General features: G+C 65.8%; 17 protein-coding genes. 11 read left to right on the plus strand and 6 right to left on the minus strand.

Going from position 1 to position 17,980, the window contains the following annotated elements:
- Positions 1 to 29: 29 nt before the first annotated feature.
- The gene (locus HL666_RS21455; protein WP_172183453.1) at positions 30 to 659 is read right to left on the minus strand and encodes a pyridoxamine 5'-phosphate oxidase family protein; all 630 of its coding nucleotides are present in this window, start codon (positions 657 to 659) and stop codon (positions 30 to 32) included.
- Between the two features lie 119 nt (positions 660 to 778).
- On the opposite strand from HL666_RS21455, the gene HL666_RS21460 reads away from it, so the two are divergent.
- On the plus strand, positions 779 to 1,663 hold the full coding sequence (locus tag HL666_RS21460) for a LysR family transcriptional regulator (protein ID WP_172111520.1): 885 nt from the start codon (positions 779 to 781) through the stop codon (positions 1,661 to 1,663).
- A 5-nt stretch (positions 1,664 to 1,668) separates the two neighbouring features.
- On the opposite strand, the gene HL666_RS21465 is transcribed toward HL666_RS21460, so the two are convergent.
- Entirely contained in the window at positions 1,669 to 2,094 is a 426-nt protein-coding gene (locus HL666_RS21465) for a PaaI family thioesterase (RefSeq protein ID WP_172131248.1), read from the minus strand.
- A gap of 417 nt (positions 2,095 to 2,511) precedes the next feature.
- Here HL666_RS21465 and HL666_RS21470 point away from each other — a divergent pair, with 417 nt between their 5' ends.
- The 4 genes from HL666_RS21470 to HL666_RS21485 all read left to right on the plus strand — a co-directional run bounded on the left by HL666_RS21470 (position 2,512) and on the right by HL666_RS21485 (position 6,119).
- Entirely contained in the window at positions 2,512 to 3,528 is a 1,017-nt protein-coding gene (locus HL666_RS21470; RefSeq protein ID WP_172111518.1) for a TRAP transporter substrate-binding protein, read from the plus strand.
- A 279-nt stretch (positions 3,529 to 3,807) separates the two neighbouring features.
- Complete coding sequence (locus HL666_RS21475) at positions 3,808 to 4,317, plus strand: TRAP transporter small permease (RefSeq protein WP_172111517.1); 510 nt, start codon at positions 3,808 to 3,810, stop codon at positions 4,315 to 4,317.
- A gap of 6 nt (positions 4,318 to 4,323) precedes the next feature.
- A complete protein-coding gene (locus HL666_RS21480; RefSeq protein WP_172111516.1) occupies positions 4,324 to 5,640 on the plus strand; it encodes a TRAP transporter large permease in 1,317 nt (438 codons plus the stop codon).
- A complete protein-coding gene (locus HL666_RS21485) occupies positions 5,640 to 6,119 on the plus strand; it encodes a DUF3237 domain-containing protein (protein ID WP_172183455.1) in 480 nt (159 codons plus the stop codon). The genes HL666_RS21480 and HL666_RS21485 overlap by 1 nt, the downstream gene beginning before the upstream one ends.
- Positions 6,120 to 6,330: 211 nt before the next feature.
- Here the strand turns inward: HL666_RS21485 and HL666_RS21490 are convergent, their stop codons facing one another.
- The gene (locus HL666_RS21490; protein WP_172111514.1) at positions 6,331 to 6,657 is read right to left on the minus strand and encodes a hypothetical protein; all 327 of its coding nucleotides are present in this window, start codon (positions 6,655 to 6,657) and stop codon (positions 6,331 to 6,333) included.
- A gap of 1,013 nt (positions 6,658 to 7,670) precedes the next feature.
- Here HL666_RS21490 and HL666_RS21495 point away from each other — a divergent pair.
- The 6 genes from HL666_RS21495 (at position 7,671) to HL666_RS21520 (ending at position 14,265) form a co-directional block, all read left to right on the plus strand.
- On the plus strand, positions 7,671 to 8,474 hold the full coding sequence (locus tag HL666_RS21495; protein WP_172183457.1) for a crotonase/enoyl-CoA hydratase family protein: 804 nt from the start codon (positions 7,671 to 7,673) through the stop codon (positions 8,472 to 8,474).
- Between the two features lies 1 nt (position 8,475).
- Positions 8,476 to 10,377: a feruloyl-CoA synthase gene (locus HL666_RS21500; protein ID WP_172183459.1), complete on the plus strand. Its 1,902-nt coding sequence runs from the start codon at positions 8,476 to 8,478 to the stop codon at positions 10,375 to 10,377.
- Positions 10,378 to 10,402: 25 nt separating this feature from the next.
- Entirely contained in the window at positions 10,403 to 11,167 is a 765-nt protein-coding gene (locus tag HL666_RS21505) for an SDR family NAD(P)-dependent oxidoreductase (protein ID WP_172183461.1), read from the plus strand.
- A gap of 416 nt (positions 11,168 to 11,583) precedes the next feature.
- Positions 11,584 to 12,003 (plus strand): acyl-CoA thioesterase, encoded by a 420-nt coding sequence (locus HL666_RS21510; RefSeq protein ID WP_172111510.1) that lies wholly within the window; start codon positions 11,584 to 11,586, stop codon positions 12,001 to 12,003.
- A gap of 212 nt (positions 12,004 to 12,215) precedes the next feature.
- Entirely contained in the window at positions 12,216 to 13,361 is a 1,146-nt protein-coding gene (locus HL666_RS21515) for an ABC transporter substrate-binding protein (protein WP_172111509.1), read from the plus strand.
- Between the two features lie 97 nt (positions 13,362 to 13,458).
- Positions 13,459 to 14,265 (plus strand): shikimate dehydrogenase family protein, encoded by an 807-nt coding sequence (locus tag HL666_RS21520; RefSeq protein WP_172183463.1) that lies wholly within the window; start codon positions 13,459 to 13,461, stop codon positions 14,263 to 14,265.
- 29 nt (positions 14,266 to 14,294) lie between these two features.
- Here the strand turns inward: HL666_RS21520 and HL666_RS21525 are convergent, their stop codons facing one another.
- The 3 genes from HL666_RS21525 to HL666_RS21535 are packed head-to-tail and all read right to left on the minus strand — an operon-like array spanning position 14,295 to position 17,830.
- Positions 14,295 to 15,020, minus strand: a complete 726-nt coding sequence (locus HL666_RS21525) for an ABC transporter ATP-binding protein (RefSeq protein ID WP_172111507.1) — start codon at positions 15,018 to 15,020, stop codon at positions 14,295 to 14,297.
- Complete coding sequence (locus tag HL666_RS21530; protein ID WP_172183465.1) at positions 15,017 to 16,786, minus strand: branched-chain amino acid ABC transporter ATP-binding protein/permease; 1,770 nt, start codon at positions 16,784 to 16,786, stop codon at positions 15,017 to 15,019. Before HL666_RS21530 ends, HL666_RS21525 begins: the two co-directional genes overlap by 4 nt.
- A 3-nt stretch (positions 16,787 to 16,789) precedes the next feature.
- Positions 16,790 to 17,830 (minus strand): branched-chain amino acid ABC transporter permease, encoded by a 1,041-nt coding sequence (locus HL666_RS21535; RefSeq protein WP_172111505.1) that lies wholly within the window; start codon positions 17,828 to 17,830, stop codon positions 16,790 to 16,792.
- Between the last annotated feature and the right edge of the window lie 150 nt (positions 17,831 to 17,980).

Consider the following 17,980-nt stretch of genomic DNA (forward strand, 5'->3'; position numbering starts at 1 on the left):
GCAAATTCGCGGCCTGTCAGGCGCAGGACTCAGACCGCGGCTGCACCCTCGCCCTTCAACCGCGCCACCTCGGCCTCGAGCTCTGCAATCCTCGCGTCCCGAACGGCCAGTGCTTCCGCGACGTCAGCCGCGTCGAACTTCTGTGGAATGTGCTGCGGGCAGTTGGTGTCCCACGCCTCGATCGTGAACAGGATGACCTGCTCCGGCCGCGCCCGATAATTGCCGGGCATCAAGGACGCCGTCAGCGCGGCATCATCCTCGACCACGCGCGCCGTGCCCCAGATCTTCACCCTCCGCCGGTGCGCGTAGTCCATCACGAAGATGTACGCCCGCGCATTCTCCGACAGATTGCCCTGCGTGATGTACTGCCGGTTGCCGCTGTAGTCGGCGAACGCCAGCGTGCGGCTGTCGAGCACCTTGAGAAAGCCCTTCGGTCCGCCGCGATGCTGGATGTAGGGCTGGCCGTCGGCCGAGGCGGTGGCGAGATAGAAGCTCGTGGCCTCGGCGAGGCGGCCGGCGAGATCGGCGTCGACCTCGCGGCGCCAGCCGCGGCTCTCCATCCGGGCATAGCTCTCGCGCGACCCCTTGCGCGCTTGGACCGCCTTCACTGCCGGCGAGAACACGACATCGATGGGCGGTTGGATGGCTGTCTGGGTCATGGCAATGACTCCCTGTCGATGCGGCAGCGGCTGCCGCTGCACCGGAATATGGTCCGGAATCCCGCAAGAAATAATCAGGCGGCTTGACACTGGATCGTTGCGGATGTTGCAATAATCCCATGGACCGCATCGATGCCATGCAGGCGTTCGTCACCGTCGCCGAGCTCAACGGCTTCGCGCCGGCGGCGCGCCGGCTGAAGCTGTCGCCCTCGGCCGTGACCCGCCTGGTCGCGGCGCTCGAAACGCATCTCGGCGTCCGCCTGCTGCAACGGACGACGCGCTCGGTGACGCTCACCGATTCCGGGCGGCGCTACCTCGCGCGCGCCAGTCGCATCCTCGCCGACCTCGCGGAAGCGGAGCTGGCGGCCGAGAGCGAGCGGCTGCAACCGGCCGGGCGGCTGGTCGTCTCCGCTCCCGTCGGCTTCGGCCGCCTGCATGTCGGCCCGGTCATGTCGGCCTATCTGAGCCGTTATGCCGACGTCTCCGCGGAGTTGCGTCTGGAGGACCGCATCATCAACCTGGTCGAGGACGGCATCGATTGCGCCGTACGCATCGGCCATCTCGGCGATTCCTCGCTCGTCGCCCGCCAGGTCGGCAGCATGCGGCGGATCGTGGTGGGCGCGCCCGCCTACTTCAAGGCGCATGGCGAGCCGCGGGCCCCGGAGGCGCTGGCCAGGCACCAGACCATCCAGTTCGGCCCGTGGCCGGACTGGCGTTTCGTCAAGGACGATCGCGAGCTGCGCATCCCGATCAGTCCGCGGCTCGTCACCAACAATGCCGACGCCGCGATCCAATACGCAGAGACAGGCGGCGGCGTGACGCGGGTGCTCGCCTATCAGGCCGAGGAGGCGCTGCATGGCGGTCGCCTCAAGCGCGTGCTTGCGAAATACGAGCAGCCGCCGCTGCCGATCCACATCGTATTTCCGAGCTCGCGGCTGCTGTCGGCCAAGGTCCGCGCCTTCATCGATCTGGTGACGGAAAGCTGCAACTGGCGCTTCGGGTGATCACGTCACGCAGGGGCGTCATGCCGCTTCGGCGTGACGTGGAAGGTGGCATTGGCCCGCGCGATCACGACGTCGTCGGCGCGCACGAGGCAATGGGCGAACGAGACCGTCCGCCCGCTCTTGATGACGTCGCTCTCGACGCTGAGCCACTGCCCGATCCCGGCGCTGCCGATATAATCCACCGCGAGATTGATCGTGACCAGGGACACCTCCCAGCCCAGCGCCTGGGCGCAGCTGTAGCCCATCGCATTGTCGGCGAGCGACGCGATCAGGCCGCCATGGATCAGCCCGCGCGAATTGGTATGCGGTTTGGCGAGGCGCAGCCCGAGGATGACGGCCTTGTCGGTCTTCCTGGCATAGAGCGGCTCCCATGGATCGGTGAACGGGCTCTTGCGGAAATGCGGTTCGAATCCGGCGGGAATGCTGCTCATGCGCGTCTCGATCATTGCTGGTGATGTCTACAGTCAACGATGTCTGCGCGCGTTTTGCACCGCCTACAAAGTTTCAAACGACTTTTGCGCCGATGTTTGAAACGTTGCGCGCCGACGCGGAGACGGACCGCGCGCATGATGTCGCAGTCGGAGCTTGGCGGTCAGGCGCATGGAGCAATCTCATGGTGTGTCGATGACATCGCACAATTTTGGGTGCAGTGTAAATCCTTAACGTGTTAAGGAAAAATCGTGCACCTGCAACTTTCGTCTGCCATACTGACGCCGGCCGCAGCGACAGGCTCCGCTTGGCGCGTGCAGCGGTGGCAAGCCTGCCGTCACGCTTGCAATGATGCTTATATGCTATAACAATGAAGCAAAGGGCCCTCGAAGGCTCAACCGATGGAAGGAGACGATTCGATGAGGAAGACGCTTCTGGCGTTGGCGCTGGCTGCCGGTGTGACTCCCGCTCTTGCGCAGGACAAGACGTTCGAATTGAAGATTTCCCACTGGGTGCCGGCGAGCCATCCGCTGCAAAAGGCGCTGGAGGACTGGGCCGCGTCGGTCGAGAAGGCTTCCGGCGGCACGATCAAGGGCAAGGTGTTCCCGGCCCAGCAGCTCGGCAAGGCATTCGACCATTACGACATGGCGCGTGACGGCATCGCCGACGTGACCTATGTGAACCCCGGCTATCAGCCCGGCCGTTTCCCGATCATCGGCGCCGGCGAGCTGCCGTTCCTGATCTCCGACGCCAAGGGCGGCTCGGAAGGTCTCGATGCCTGGTATCGCAAGTACGCCGAGAAGGAGATGAAGGACGTCAAATATTGCCTCGCCTTCGTCCATACTCCCTCCGCCTTCCATACGAGGACCAAGAAGGTCGTCTTGCCCGAGGACGTCAAGGGCATGAAGATCCGCCCGGCGGATGCGACGATCGCCAATTTCGTCACTCTGCTCGGCGGCACCAACGTGCAGTCGTCCGCGCCTGAAGTGCGCGACATCATCGAGCGCGGCGTCGCCGACGGCGTCACCTTCCCGGCAGGATCGCTGGTGCTGTTCGGCGTCGACAAGGTCACCAAATATCACATGGACGCGCCGTTCTACGTGACGACCTTCGTCTTCGTCATGAACAAGGACAAGTACAACCAGATGTCGGCGATGCAGAAGAAGGCGATCGACGACAACTGCAACACGGAAGCGGCCGGCCGCGTCGGCGAGCCCTGGGGCAAGTTCGAGGACGCCGGCGTGGACAAGATCAAGGCCGAGTCCGGCCAGGAGGTCTACAAGCTGACGCCGGAGCAGACCGCTGCCTGGAAGAAGGCCTCCGAGCCGCTGTTCAAGACCTGGGCCGACGGCGTCAAGAAGACCGGCATCGACGCCGACGCCGCCATGACCGAGCTGAAGGCCTCGCTCGCCAAGTACAAAGCGCTGGCGCAGTAGGTCTGATTGTCACCCAAGCTATTGCGCGGCAGACGGTGCGCCCCCTCTCCCCGTTCTTCACGGGGAGAGGGCTGGGGTGAGGGGCAGCGGCACGGGCAGTGCTCGCGGCTGGACCTCTACCCCTCCATCCGCGTGTTGCCGGGCGGCTGCCCCTCACCCCAACCCTCTCCCCGCCCGACCGAAGCTTCGCTTCGCCCTGGCGGGGCGAGGGGGCCCACTGCCTGCTGCGCAGCAGCTCGCTTTAATCTCTCAGACCTTTGACGCTAGAACGGGGACGCCATGCAGCGCGCCTTCATGGACCGGATCATCGACGGGATCGAGTGGATCGCCGCGTTCTTCGTCGGCATCGTCGCGCTCGACATCTTTCTGTCGGTGCTGCTGCGCAACACGATGAACTACGCGATCCCGGACTCGTTCGACATCGGGCGCATGCTGCTCGGCATCCTGATCTTCTGGGGCATTGCTGCGACGTCGTATCGCGGCACCCACATCACGGTCGATCTGATCTGGGGCAATGTCGGCCCGCGCTACCAGCGCTGGATCGACATCTTCGCCACGCTGGTGTTGCTGTTCGTCGTCACCGTGCAGACCTGGACCCTGTTCGACAAGGTGCGCGGCACCTATGAGGACAACGTCCTCACCTACGATCTGCACATGCCGACCTGGCCGTTCTTCGCCATCGCCTGGATCGGCGACGTCTCGGCGGTGCTTCTCATCGCCATCCGAACCTATCGCCTGATCTTCCACCCCGAGGAGATTCATGACCCTCACGTCAAGCCCACGGAGTAGCGCCGCATGAGCACGGATGCGGTTGCCGTCATCGGCTTCGTTGCGCTGTTCGCGCTGATGCTGCTGCGCGTGCCCGTCGGCATGGCGATGGGGCTCGTCGGCGTCTCCGGCTTTGCCTATCTCGTCAACGGCACGGCGGCGCTGAAGCTGGTCGGCCAGACCTCGATGCGCACGGTCACGGACTACACGTTCGGCGTGATCCCGATGTTTCTCCTGATGGGAACGTTCGTGTCCAACTCCGGCATGAGCCGCGAGCTGTTCCGCGCCGCCAACGGCTTCGTCGGTCATCTTAGAGGCGGCCTCGGCATCGCGACGGTGGCGGCCTGCGGCGGCTTCGCCGCGATCTGCGGCTCGTCGGTGGCGACCGCCGCGACGTTCTCCGCGGTGGCCTATCCCGAGATGCGCCGCTTCGGCTATCCGCAATCCTTCGCCACCGGCGTCATCGCCGCCGGCGGCACCCTGGGCGCGATGCTGCCGCCGTCGACGGTGCTCGCGGTCTACGGCATCATCACCGAGCAGGACATCGGCAAGCTGTTCATCGCCGGCATCATTCCGGGGCTCCTGGCGATGACCATGTACATGATCACCATCACGGTGATCGGCCGCGTCAGGCCGGACTTCCTGCCGAAGGGCGAGGCGCCGCCGTGGTCCGAGCGCATCAAGGGTCTGAAAGGCATCTGGGCGCCGATGCTGCTGTTCCTGTTCGTGATCGGCGGTCTCTATGGTCTGCCCTTCCTGCCGCGCTTTACGCCGACCGAGGCCGGCGGCGTCGGCGCCACCGGTGCGTTCCTGATCGGGGTGTTCACCGGGCGGCTCGACAAGGAGAAGATCCTGGCCTCGCTGCTGCAGGCGACGCGCACGGCGGCTGCCGTGTTCACGGTGCTGATCGGCGCGCTGATCTTCGGCTACTTCCTCACGGTGACGCAGACGCCGCAGAAGGTGACGGAGTTCCTCACCGGCCTCGGCCTCGGGCCGTATGGCGTGCTGGCGCTGATCATGGTGATGTATCTCGTGCTCGGCTGCCTGATGGATGCCATGGCGATGATCATCCTGACCGTGCCGATCATCTTCCCTGTCATCCAGCATCTCGGCTTCGATCCGATCTGGTTCGGCGTCATCATCGTGATGACCGTCGAGCTCGGCCTGATCCATCCGCCGGTCGGCATGAACGTCTTTGTCATCAAGAGCGTGGTCAAGGACGTGTCGTTCTCGACCATCTTCAAGGGCGTGCTGCCGTTCGTCGCCACCGACCTGATCCGGCTGGTGATCCTGATCGCCTTCCCGCTGCTCGCCACCTGGCTTCCGCAACAAATGGCCCGCTGATGACGACGCCCGCTCTCGAGACCCGCTACGTCTTCACCCTCACCGTGATGATCGGCGCCGTCACCTCGGCCGGCGAAACCGGCATCGGCGTGCGCCGGATCATCCCGATCCATGGCGGAGAGGTGAAGGGGCCCGGCCTGAACGGAGAGGGCGTCAGCGGCCGGATCTGCAATTTCGGCGCCGACTTCCAGGTCATCCGCCCCAACGAGCTGATCGACCTCGAGGCCAAATACGCCTTCGAGACCGACGACGGCGCCACCATCTATGTCGAAAACCGCGGCATCCGCTTCGGGCCGGTCGACCTCTTGCAGAAGCTCAAGCGCGGCGAGGCTGTCGATCCCAAACGGATCTACTTCCGCACCCACCCGCGCTTCGAGACCGGCCACGACAGATATCGCTGGCTGATGGAGCACGTCTTCATCGGCTCGGCGGCGCGGCACGCGGACCGCGTCATCATCGACGTGCACGTGGTGTTGTAGGCCCGGCTGCTTGCGTAGTGCGATCGCATCAGGCGGCCTGAGTTTGGCGGTCGCCTGTCTCCACGTCGTCATGGCCGGGCTTGTCCCGGGCATCCACGTCCTCCGGCATGCGTAGAACGACGTGGATGCCCGGGACAAGCCCGGGCATGACGGAGCTATTGGCTGACCGGGTCGTTCGTCGCAACAGCTTCGTATTCGGCAAGGCCGGCGACTAATCCTCGTCGTCCCAGCTCGACGCCCGGCCGTAGCCGTCGTGGTCGCAATTGCGGTAGTGGCGCGCCGGCACGTAGCGGTAACGCTCGTAGCCGTAGCCGTCATACGCCGCGTCGCGGTAGTGGGACCGGTACACCGGAGCCGGCTCATAGGCTTGCGCTTCCGACGCGATGGCGCCGCCGACGAGAGCGCCGACCAGGAGACCACCGATCAGCGCCGCATTGCGCCCGTCATGCGCCTGAGCCGGCGCCGCGCCGGCGAGCAGGGTGGCGGTCACGGCAAGCGCGGCAACGCCGCCAGCAAGAGAATTCTTCAGCGAAACCATGGTCCCCTCCATTGGGAAGTGTGGTGACGGCAGACGTTCTACGGCGTGCGCATTGAAGCCACCCTGAATGCGACGTTGTCGGCCGTTCATTTGCGGAGCCGGCGCAGAGCCCTGGCATCGGGCCGATGCATCACCTCGATCGTGCATTGGATCATTCGACGCCCTGGCCAGGCGTGAGTAAGCCGTTAGATGAGTGAGATCGTCGACCCATCCACGGGTCATTCCGGGGCGGGCCGCGAAGCGGCACGAGCCCGGAATCCATACTCCCGATGGTGGTTATGGATTCCGGGCTCGCCCTGCGGGCGCCCCGGAATGACGAGAGGAGATATGTCGCGACTGTGAAGTCGATCCGATGGCGCCGTTTGTGAATTCTGTAAAATAAAAATATCTTGCGATTTATCGGAAATCGTGATCATCTCCCCCCATCCCGTCCCAAGCCGAGGGGCGTTGCGCGCGATCGTCACGACACGCGGGGCGGGGAGCGGTGGCCGCGATCATGCCGCAGCGTGGGCTTTGCTCGCGCGGACGAACGGCGTGACGCGGACGTGAAGTCGCAGCGTGCTGGCACCCCGATGCTGGTGTCCCGCGCAATGCGTAAGCATTGTCGCGAATGGTGGCCAACAAGCCCGGCGCACCAGGCAGACTGCGTATAAGCGTGAAGACCATCGCGCAGGGAAGGCCGGGCGTTCTCCGGCTGCACCTGTGGTACCTGCCGCCTGCATTTTTTTCGCAGGCGGGCCGCAGGCGTCAGTCGGCGCCTGGCCTTCCCTGCGCCCTCTGCACCAGAGGGTGAACGAGATCAGCAAACCCGGGCGCGAATTCGCCGCGGGAATGCCGCATCATGTCATTTGCCTTTGCGCTGATGCGTCTTACGATGCCGCCCGCACGCCTCATGTAGTTCATTCGAGGCACCGTCCATTTTGCATTGCACAACACGATCTCAGGCGCCGCTTATTGACTCCTGCCGAGATCGTTATAAAACATAACTATTCTGAACAGGACACAATCAAGCGATGGGAAACGCCGACACCGCCACGCCAGCGGGCGATCCGTCTCTGCTGCAGATCGAACAGCAGGGCGCCGTCCTGACGATCGGGCTCAACCGTCCCGCCAAGCGCAATGCGCTCAATGACGGCATCATCCTCGCGATCGGCGACTGCTTCACGAGCCTGCCCGACGACGTCCGCTGCGTCGTGATCCACGGCCTCGGCGACAATTTCTCCTCCGGCCTCGATCTGTCCGAGTTGCGCGAGCGCGACGCCACCGAAGGCCTCCAGCATTCGCAGATGTGGCATCGCGTGTTCGACCGCATCCAATATTGCCGCGTGCCGGTGATCGCCGCGCTGAAGGGCGCCGTCATCGGCGGCGGCCTCGAGCTCGCCTGCGCCGCGCATATTCGCGTCGCCGAGCCCTCGGCCTATTTCGCGCTGCCCGAGGGCCAGCGCGGCATCTTCGTCGGCGGCGGCGGCTCGGTCCGATTGCCGCGCCTGATCGGCGTCGCCCGCATGATGGACATGATGCTGACCGGCCGCGTCTACTCGGCCACCGAAGGCTCGTCCTACGGCTTCGCGCAATATCTCGTCGACGCCGGTGCCTCGATGACCAAGGCGCTGGAGCTAGCGGCCAAGATCGCGGGCAACGCGCCGCTGACGAACTTCGCCGTGCTGCAGGCCTTGCCGATGATCGCCGAGGCGAATCCGCAGACCGGGCTGCTGATGGAATCGCTGATGGCCACCGTCGCGCAGAGCGACAAGGAGGCCAAGAGTCGTATCCGCGCCTTCCTCGATCACAAGACCGCAAAAGTGAAGCCGACGTGACATGACCGCACAAACAAGAACAAGCACACAGGGAGGGACGGACAACACGGCGCGCAGCGCCAGTGTTCATCCGTTGCGCGCGATCTCTTTCAACGATCCCGTCGTCAACGTCGAGCGCCGTGACGACGGCACCATCTATCTCCGGCCGACGCGGCCGCTCGGCGACTTCCCGCGGCGGATCACCGACCGGCTGCACCACTTCGCCAAGGAAGCGCCGGAGCGCGTGTTCATGGCCGAACGCGTCGGCCCCGAGGGTTGGCGCGAGCTGAGCTATGGCACGTTGCTGGCGGCAAGCCGGCACATCGCCTCGGGCCTGCTCGCCCGCGGCCTGTCGCCGGATCGTCCGGTGATGATCCTCTCCGGCAATTCGATCGACCATGCGCTGGTGGCATTCGGCTCGCTCTATGCCGGCGTGCCGTTCTGCCCGGTCTCCCCGGCCTATTCGCTGGTGTCGCGCGACTTCGGCAAGCTCGCCTATTTGATGAAGCTGCTGACGCCGGGCCTCGTCTTCGTCGACGACGCCGACAAGTTCGCCGACGCGCTGGTCGCCAACGTGCCCGAGGGCACCGAGATCGTGGCGTCGTTCGGCGCGGTGCCGGGTCGCAAGATCACGATGCTCGCCGATCTCATCGCCTCGCCGCTGTTCCCCGGCCTCGACGCTATCAATGACAAGATCGGTCCCGACACGATCGCGAAATTCCTGCTGACCTCGGGCTCGACCGGCAATCCGAAGGCCGTCATCAACACCCAGCGCATGATCTGCGCCAACCAGGTGATGATCCGCGAGACGCTGGCCTTCCTGAAGGACGAGCCGCCCGTCATCATCGACTGGCTGCCGTGGAATCACACGTTCGGCGGCAACCACAACATCGGCCTGACCTTGTTCAACGGCGGCTCGATGTATCTCGACCAGGGCAAGCCCGTGCCCGGCGGCATCGAGGAGACGGTGCGCAACTTGCGCGAGATCTCGCCGACGGTCTACTTCAACGTCCCCAAGGGCTACGAGTCGCTACTGCCGTATTTCCGCGAGGACCCGGGCCTGCGGAAGACCTTCTTCAAGCGGCTGCACGCGATGTTCTTCTCCGGCGCAGCTCTTGCCCCGCACGTCTGGAACGAGCTCGACGAGCTCTCCGTGGCCGAGACGGGATATCGCGTGCCGATGCTGACCGGCCTCGGCTCGACCGAGACCGCGCCGTTCTTCATGTCGGTCAATCCGCGCACCAGCCGATCCGGCCATGTCGGCCTTCCCGTGCCGGGCAACGAGGCCAAGCTGGTGCCGAACAACGGCAAGATGGAAGTGCGCGCCAAGGGCCCGAACGTCACGCCGGGCTATTGGCGCCTGCCCGAGGTGTCGGCCGCAGCGTTCGACTCGGAAGGCTACTATCAGATGGGCGACGCGCTGAAGCCCGTCGACCCCAACGATTTCAACGCCGGCTTCGATTTCGACGGCCGCGTCGCCGAGGACTTCAAGCTCGCATCCGGCACCTGGGTCTCGGTCGGTCCTCTCAGGGCGCGCTTCGTCGCGGCCTGCGCGCCGCTGGCGCGCGACGTGATCATTGCCGGCATCAACCGGGACGAGATTGCGGCCATCGTCGTGCTCGATCTCGACGGCTGCCGCCTGATCAATGCGACGTTGCCGTTCGACGACCTCGCCGCGACCGCTGCCGATCCCCTGATCCGGGAAGCATTCCGGGAGCGGTTCACGAAGTTCCTGGCTACCGCGACCGGCTCGTCGACCCGCATCGCGCGCGCCGTGCTGCTCGGCCTGCCGCTGTCCATCGACAAGGGCGAGGTCACCGACAAGGGCTCGATCAACCAGCGCGCCGTGCTGGAGAACCGCAAGGACCTGATCGAGCGCATCTACGCTGCGGCGCCGGACGACGACGTCATCCTGGCCCGCTGACCTGAGCATTCAAGGGAGAAACGACATGTTGTTGAAGGATCAGGCCGCCATCGTCACCGGCGGCGCCTCCGGCCTCGGGGCCGCCACCGCCCGCAAGCTCGCGTCGCAGGGCGCCAAGGTCGCCGTGTTCGATCTCAACGCCAAGCTGGCGGCCGAGGTCGCGGCCGAGATCAACGGCGTCTCCGTGGTCTGCGACGTCTCCGACGCCGCGGGCGCGGAAGCCGGCGTCGCCGAGGCCGTCAAGGCGCTCGGCCAGCAGCCGCGCGTGCTGGTGAACTGCGCCGGCATCGGCGTCGCCAAGCGCGTCGTCGGCCGCGACGGCCCGATGGCGCTGTCCGATTTCGAGAAGGTCATCAAGGTCAATCTGATCGGCTCGTTCAACATGCTGCGTCTGGTCACCAACGGCATGACCAAGCTGGAGCCGCAGGCGACCGGCGAGCGCGGCGTCGTCATCAATACGGCTTCGGTGGCCGCCTATGACGGCCAGATCGGGCAGTCGGCCTACTCGGCCTCGAAGGGCGGCATCGTCGGCATGACGCTGCCGATCGCGCGCGAGCTGGCGCAGTTCGGCATCCGCGTGCTGACCATCGCGCCTGGCCTGTTCCTGACCCCGCTGCTCGCCAACCTGCCGCAGGAGGCCCAGGACTCGCTCGCCGCCGCGATCCCGTTCCCGCGCCGGCTCGGCCACGCCGACGAATTCGCCGCGCTCGCGCTGCACATGGTCGAGAACCCCTACCTCAACGGCGAAGTCGTCCGCCTCGACGGCTCGCTGCGCATGGCGCCGAAGTAAGTGCCGCGCGCCGACGTCCACATAGGCGTCATTCCGGGACGACGCGAAAGCGTCGGGCCCGGAATCCATTTGGCCTCTGGTTCGGTGGAGACATGGATTCCGGGCTCGCGCTTCGCGCGCCCCGGAATGACAACGGAGAGATCCGCAGCCGTAGGGTGGGCAAAGCGCAGCGTGCCCACCGCCTCAAAAAAAGGTGAAGCGTAGTCGGTATGATGCACACCACTGGTCGCCAAGAGCTCGCTCTCAACCTCTCCCCGCGCGCGGGGAGAGGTCGGATTGCATCGCCAGATGCAATCCGGGTGAGGGGGCTCTCCGCGAGTCTGGTGCTCGTGGCTGCCCCTCACCCCGCCCCTCTCCCCGTGAAGGACGGGGAGAGGGGGCGCACTGCCGCCGTGGCGTAGAGCGAGGCTAAGAACATGTTCGTCAACCGCCGCGACGTGCAGATCCAGTGGGGCGACTGCGATCCCGCCAACATCGTCTACTATCCGCGCTACTTTGCGATGTTCGACGATGCGACCTCGGTGATGTTCGAGGCGGCCGGCTTTTCCAAGCAGGACATCGTCCGCCGCTATGGACTGGTCGGCATCCCCATGGTCGACACCCGCGCCAAGTTCTACATCCCCTCGACCTATGGCGACTGGATCACGATCGAGAGCCGGATCGAGAGCATCAAGCGCTCCTCGTTCGACGTCATCCACAAGGTGTTCAAGGGCGAGGCGCTGGCGATCGAAGGGTTCGAGACGCGGGTGCTGGTTGGGCGTGATCCGGCTGACCCGGACAAGCTGAAATCGGCGCCGTTTCCGGAGGAGATGCGAGCCAGGTTTCTCGGAGGATGAGGCTGGAATAGGTGCGACATGCGGCCGTCTTAAGGATGTTCAGCTGTCGTGCTTTGGTCGGATGGTGAGAAGTGATCTTCTCGTGTTCAATGCTATGATCACGTTTGGACACATATCGGCCGGCCGTGTTGGAAGGCGCCCCGGACAAGGGGCGGGATGCAAACAGGATCGGCGGATCACGAGCTGAACCGAAAAGATTGAGGGAGGATTTTATGAGGAAGGCCTATCTGGCGGCGGCTGGCGTCATCGCGATGCTCGCGTCGGCCCCGGCGCTGGCGCAGACCAGCGAGATCACCATCGGCATCACCACGACCACGACGGGTCCGGGCGCGGCGCTCGGCATCCCCGAGCGCAATGCGCTGGAGTTCGTGCCGAAGGAGATCGGCGGCGTGCCGCTGAAGGTGATCGTGCTCGACGACGGCGGCGATCCGACCACGGCGACCACCAACGCCCGCCGCTTCGTGACGGAATCCAAGGCCGACATCATCATGGGCTCGGCCCTGACCCCGCCGACCATCGCGGTGTCCAACGTCGCCAGCGAAGCCGGCATTCCGCATTTCGGCCTGGCGCCGTTCCCGGTCACGCCGGAGCGTGCGAAATGGTCCGTGGTGATGCCGCAGCCGGTGCCGATCATGGGCAAGGTGCTGTACGAGCACATGAAGGCGCATAATGTGAAGACCGTCGGCTATATCGGCTATTCCGACTCCTACGGCGATCTCTGGTTCAACGACCTCAAGAACCAGGCCGTGCCGATGGGCATCACCATTGCCGACGAGGAGCGCTTTGCGCGTCCCGACACCTCGGTCACCGGCCAGGTGCTGAAGCTGGTCGCCGCCAATCCGGATGCCATCCTGGTCGGCGCCTCCGGCACCGCGGCGGCGCTGCCGCAGACCGAGCTGCGCGAGCGCGGCTACACCGGCCTGATCTATCAGACGCATGGCGCGGCGAGCATGGACTTCATCCGCATCGCCGGCAAGGCGGCGGAGGGCGTGATCATGGCCTCGGGTCCGGTGATGTCGCCGGAGACGCAGGACGACAGCGCGCTGACCAAGAAGCCGGGCATGGAGCTGAACAAGGCCTATGAAGCCAAGTACGGCCCGAACAGCCGCAGCCAGTTCGCCGGCCACTCGTTCGATGCGTTCGAGATCCTCAAGCGCGTCATCCCGGTGGCGCTGAAGACCGCCAAGCCCGGCACGCCGGAGTTCCGCGAGGCGATCCGCCAGGCGCTGCTGAGCGAGAAGGACCTTGCGGCCTCGCAGGGCGTCTACAACTTCACCGAAAAGGACCGCTCCGGCCTCGACGACCGCGCCCGCATCATCCTGACCGTGAAGGACGGCAAATACGTCCCCGCGAAGTGAGCGGACAGACCATAGCTTCGAATCAGGAAGGCCGGCTCGGTGAGCCGGCCTTTCGGCTATTTGAACCACAATCTTTGTCGTTTTCCGAGAGGCCGCGATGATCTTCGCACCCACCGGCGCCACCCGGCTCCACATCATCATCGGCGATCCCATCGCGCAGGTGCGCGCGCCGGCCGGTGTCAGCGAAGCCTTCGCGGATCGCGAGAGCGACGCGATCCTGGTTGCGGTCCAGGTCGCGCCGGCCGATCTCGCTGCCTTCATCGCGACGATGACGCGAGTCAACAATCTCGACGGCATCGTCGCGACCATCCCGCATAAATTCGCCTGCTACCGGGCCTGCACGACCGCGACCGAGCGCGCCCACTTCATCGGCGCCGTGAACCTCATGCGCCGCGTTGCAAGCCGCGGGTGGCACGGCGACATGGTCGACGGCCTCGGCTTCGTCGGTGCGGCAAAGGCTGCGGGATTCGATCCCGCTGGCGTTCGCGCCTTGCAGATCGGAGCAGGCGGCGCCGGCTCGGCGATCGCGCTCGCGCTGATCGATTCCGGCGTGCGCGAACTCGCCATTCACGACAGCGATCCGGGCCGTCGCGATGCGCTGATCGCGCGCCTCAATGAGCGCGGCAAGGGCCGCGCGGTCATCGGCAGCACCGATGCCGGCGGATTCGACATGGTCGCCAATGCGACCCCGGCCGGCATGCAGCCCGGCGATCCCCTGCCGGTCGACATGGCGACCGTCAGCGCGTCAGCCTATTGCGGCTGCGTCATCACCAAGCCGGAAGTCTCGCCGTTCATCGCCGCCGCGCGTGCGCGCGGCTGCCTGACGGCAACCGGCACGGATATGTACCGGGCGCTGGAGCGCGTGATGGTCGACTTCCTGCTGTCGAAGGAGGCGCCATCCTGAGACAGCGCCTCATCCTCTCGCCATCCGGCTCAGCTCGCGGCCGCCTCGGCAAAGCCGAGATAGCTCGCCGCGACGCGCGGGTCGGTCGCGATCTCGCTCGCCTTGCCATTGAGCACGAACTCGCCCAGCTCCATCACATAGGCGCGGTCGGCGACATTCAGCGCCGCCTTGGCGTTCTGCTCGACCAGCAGCACCGAGACGCCTTCTTGGCGCAGCTTGGCGACGATCTCGAAGATGCCGGCGACGATGATCGGCGCCAGACCGAGGCTCGGCTCGTCGAGCATTAGCATCTTGGGCGAGCCCATCAGCGCGCGGCCCATCGCCAGCATCTGCTGCTCGCCGCCGGAGAGCGTGCCGGCGAGCTGCTTGCGCCGCTCCTTCAGCTTCGGAAACAGCGTGTAGACGTGCTCGAAGCCACGGGCCGCATGTGCCTTGGACATCCTGAAGGCGCCGAGCTGCAGATTGTCCTCCACGTTCATGGTCGCGAACAGCTCGCGATGCTCCGGCACCAGGCAGAGGCCGCGGGCGACGCGGTCCTCGATCTCGAGCCGGGCCATGTCCTCGCCCAGGAACGCGACACGGCCCTTCAGCGGAAACACGCCCATGATGGCGCTCAGCAGCGTCGTCTTGCCGGCGCCATTGGCGCCGATGATGGTGACGATCTCGTTCTCGGCCACGGTGAGCGAGACCGAGCGGACAGCCTCGACCTTGCCGTAGGAGACGTGGGCGTCGCTGACTTCCAGCAGGGTGCTCATGCGGTGGCTCCGAGATACGCCTTGATCACCTCGGGATTGGTCTTGATCGCGGCTGGTGTGCCCTCGGCAATCTTGGTGCCGAAGTCGAGCACCACGATGCGGTCGGCGAGATCCATGACGAAGCCCATGTCGTGCTCCACCAGCAGCACCGACATGCCGCCGGCGCGCAGTTCGCGCAGCAACGCCCCGAGGCGCTGCTTCTCCATGTGGCGCAGGCCGGCGGCGGGTTCGTCGAGCAGCAGCAGCATCGGATCGACGCACAGCGCGCGGGCGATCTCGACGATGCGCTGCTGGCCCAGCGAAAGCGAGCCGGCGAGCTGGTGCATCTGGTCGCCGAGCCCGACGCGCTCGATCTGGCGCGCCGCTTCCGCCAGCAGCTTGGCCTCGTCGCCGCGGTCGAGCCGGAACATGCTGGAGAGCGCGCCGGAATGGCCGCGCAGATGCGCGCCGATCGCGACGTTCTCGAGCACCGTCATGTCCGGCACCAACTTGACGTGCTGGAAGGTGCGGGAAATGCCGAGCTTGACGACGTCCTGCGGCGGCGCGTTGCCGACAGCCTTGCCGAGCACCGAGATGTTGCCGGAGGTCGGCGGCAGCACGCCGGTGATCAGGTTGAAGGTCGTGCTCTTGCCGGCGCCGTTGGGGCCGATCAGCGCCACGATCTCGCGGGCCTGGACGTCGAACGAGACGTTGTTGACCGCGACCACACCACCGAACTGTTTGCGCGCATTGTCGACCTGCAGCAGCACGTTCGGCGTCGTCGCGGAGCGCTCGCGCGCCGGCAACTTGAGCGAGGTGTCCGGCTTCTTGGCGAGCGGCTTGAACGGCAGCCGCGCAGTCAGCCACGGCCACAGGCCGGTCGGCGCGAGCTGCAGCAGGGTGACGAGGAGGACGCCGAACACGATGGTCTCGAGCTGGCCCTCGCCATGCAGCAGCAGCGGGAGGTAGCTTTGCAGCACTTCCTTCAGGATCACGACGATCGCAGCGCCGAGCACGCCGCCCCAGACATAGCCGGCGCCGCCGACGACCGCGACAAACAGATATTCGATGCCGGCCTGCGCGCCGAACGGGGTCGGGTTTACCGCGCGGGTGAAGTGCGCATAGAGCCAACCGGACAGACCGGCGAGCACCGCCGCATAGATGAACACCAGCAGCTTGGCGCGCGGCGAATACACGCCGAACGCTTCCGCGGCGATGTGGCCCCGACGCAGCGCGCGGATGGCGCGGCCGGTGCGGGAGTCCAGCAGGTTCATCGTCAGCAGCGCGGAGATCAGCACGGCGGCCCAGATCGCGAAATAGATCGTGCCGGGATCGAGCATCCTGAGGCTGCCGATCGACAGCGGCGGGATGCCCGAGATGCCGTCATTGCGGCCGAGGAAGGCAAGCTTGCTGAAGAGGTAGTAGAGCCCAAGGCCCCAGGCGAGCGTGCCCAGCGGCAGATAGTGGCCGGACAGTCTGACCGTGACGAGGCCGAGCAGCACGGCGGCAAGGCCGGACACCAGCAGCGACAGCGGCAGGGTCAGCCAGGGCGAGACGCCATACTGCGCCGACAGCACCGCCGTGGTATAGGCGCCGAAGCCGACGAAGGCGGCCTGGCCGAACGAGGTGAGGCCGCCGACGCCGGTGAGCAGCACCAGGCCCATCGCGACCAGCGCGGACAGGCCGATATTGTCGAGCAGCACGATCCAGAACGGCGGCACGCCCGGGATGAACGGGATCGCCGCAACGATGACGGCAAAGACGATGAGAGGCCAACGCTCGCGCACGGCTCAATCCTTCTCTTCTTCGACCGCGGGCGCGGCGAGCGAACGCAGCAGCAGGACCGGGATCAGCAGCGTGAAGACGATGACTTCCTTGAAGTTCGAGGCGTAGAACGAGGAGAACGCCTCGACGATGCCGACGACCAGCGCCGCGACCGCCGTGAGCGGATAGCTGATCAGGCCGCCGATGATCGCGGCGATGAAGCCTTTGAGGCCGATCAGGAAGCCGGTGTCGTAATAGAGCGTGGTGATCGGAACGATCAGGATGCCGGAGAGCGCGCCGATGGTGGAGGCCAGCAGGAACGCGATCTGGCCGGACAGCGTGGTGCGGATGCCGACGAGGCGGGCGCCGAGCCGGTTGACGGCGGTGGCGCGCAGCGCCTTGCCGTACAGGGTCAGGCCGAAGAACAGCCAGAGACCGACGATGAAGGCGATCGTGATGCCGTAGACGGCCATGCCCTGGCCGGTGAAGCGCAGCGAGCCGAGCGTCGCGCTGGCGGTCAAGAGCGTCGGGCCGCGCTGGCCCTCGGCACCGAAGAACAGCAGGCCGAGGCCTTGCAGCGCGAGGTGCACGCCGACCGAGGCGATCAGCAGCACCAGCACCGAGGTGTGGGCGAGCGGCTGGAACACGATGCGGTAGAGCGACAGGCCGATGGAGGCGACGATCAGCAGCGACAGCACGAGGCTCACGCCGGCCGGCATGCGCTGGTCGGCGACCCACATGGTTGCCAGCAGCACGGCCACCGGAAAGGCGAGGTTGAGGCCGAAGGCGCGCGCGATCCTCGGCACGTGCAGCGTCTTGCGCATCGCATAGAGATCGAAGGCAAAGGCGACGAGGCCGATCACCACCGCGAGCTTGGCCGTGCCCGGCATGCGGCCGGCGGCGAGCGAGGCATAGGTCAGCGCGCCGTAGGTGACGAATTCGCCCTGTGGGATCAGGATGACGCGAGTGACGGCGAATACCAGCACCAGCGCCAGCCCGAGCAGGGCGTAGATCGCGCCGTTGGTAATGCCGTCCTGCAACAGGAACAGCAAGATCGTTGTGTTCAAGACAGGACGCTCCCCCTCTGTGATGACCGGGTGCGGACGGCGCCGTGCGCCAGCCGCTGGTCGGGGCAGTTGAATTCGGCTGCCCGTGTTTGATATAGTGGATAACAATTATCGATTATAATCTCAAGACCGCTGTTCCGGCTGCGGCAT

This window comes from Bradyrhizobium aeschynomenes (assembly GCF_013178945.1).
Taxonomy (GTDB): Bacteria; Pseudomonadota; Alphaproteobacteria; order Rhizobiales; family Xanthobacteraceae; genus Bradyrhizobium; species Bradyrhizobium aeschynomenes.